The organism is Bradyrhizobium sp. CCBAU 45321 (assembly GCF_028128975.1).
GTDB classification, from domain to species: Bacteria; Pseudomonadota; Alphaproteobacteria; order Rhizobiales; family Xanthobacteraceae; genus Bradyrhizobium; species Bradyrhizobium yuanmingense.
Map to the genome: position 1 here is coordinate 1 of NZ_LFKZ01000050.1, position 1,000 is coordinate 1,000.

Here is a 1,000-nt window from a genome sequence, read left to right on the forward strand (position 1 = left end):
GACCGCTCTATCAGCCACAACTCTCTGAAACCGGAGCCGTCGCCTGATCAAAAGTGCGAAAGATTCTGGACAGTACCTTGGCCACCCCACTTGCGCAGCAGGTTCGCGTTCACGCCGTGTTGCAACGCCAGCCCCGCCAGCGACACGCCAGGCTGCAGACAGGCCTCGACCAGCCGCTGTTTGCTGGCCGGATCATAGCGACGCCGCCCATTGCGCAACACGCCGACCGTCTCAAGTCTCAAAAGTTCTTCTGGAGTGATCATCGATGGTGTCCACCTCGTTCATGGTGGACACCTCATCCCATCCCCGCGCTCAACTGCATAGGTGCGTAGAAAGCAGCGCTTACGAATGATTGGCACAGCCTGATCGAGTCCAGCCCGGCACAACCCCCACGCGCTGAAGAATCGCAAATATCCTCTCAGCGCCATCGTCATCACAGAGGCCAGTGAGACCCGCTTCGTCTCTGCACGTGGCGAATGAGCTGAGCATTCCAACTTCGCGGGCTGATGCCAAGCGCCGGGAGCAGCCGCATGACCATGCGACCGTGCCGATCTATTGTCAGCTCCGTGACGCAGCGATGCTGTCGGAGCCAGTCCTGGAACTCGACCACCCGGCGGTGGGGCGTCGGTAATGCGGGCTTCGGCTTGCGCTGGATGATTCCGCGCTCGCCGATAAACTCGATGACGCGGCGCACCCGACTGACGTACTTCACGGACACGCCCCTCTCGCGACGGATGCCGCGGCATCGACAGCGATGCCGAGCGAACTGATCGGCGACGCCATCATCGATATCAACGACTGCGATCTTGGTTAGCGTCAGCCATTGCGCGAGGTGACGGGCTGCAGCGCCATAGCCGCTCACCGTTAAGCTTTTATGCCCCAACACCGTCAGGTGTCGTGTGAACACCGTCACCGGCGGCGCCAGATCGCCTGCGTCCATGCAGCGCAGCCCGTGGCAGTGATCCTCAATCGACTTGGCCATTCCTTGTCTCCCTTTCCT

At 61.1% G+C, this 1,000-nt stretch carries 1 protein-coding gene and 1 pseudogene; both read right to left on the bottom strand.

The window, feature by feature from the left end; translation table 11 throughout:
* Positions 1–86 precede the first annotated feature (86 nt).
* Positions 87–263 (bottom strand): annotated as a pseudogene (locus tag ACM43_RS09615) (transposase); the annotation flags it as partial.
* A 170-nt stretch (positions 264–433) separates the two neighbouring features.
* The gene (locus ACM43_RS09620) at positions 434–982 is read right to left on the bottom strand and encodes a hypothetical protein (RefSeq protein WP_271539854.1); all 549 of its coding nucleotides are present in this window, start codon (positions 980–982) and stop codon (positions 434–436) included.
* Positions 983–1,000: the final 18 nt, after the last annotated feature.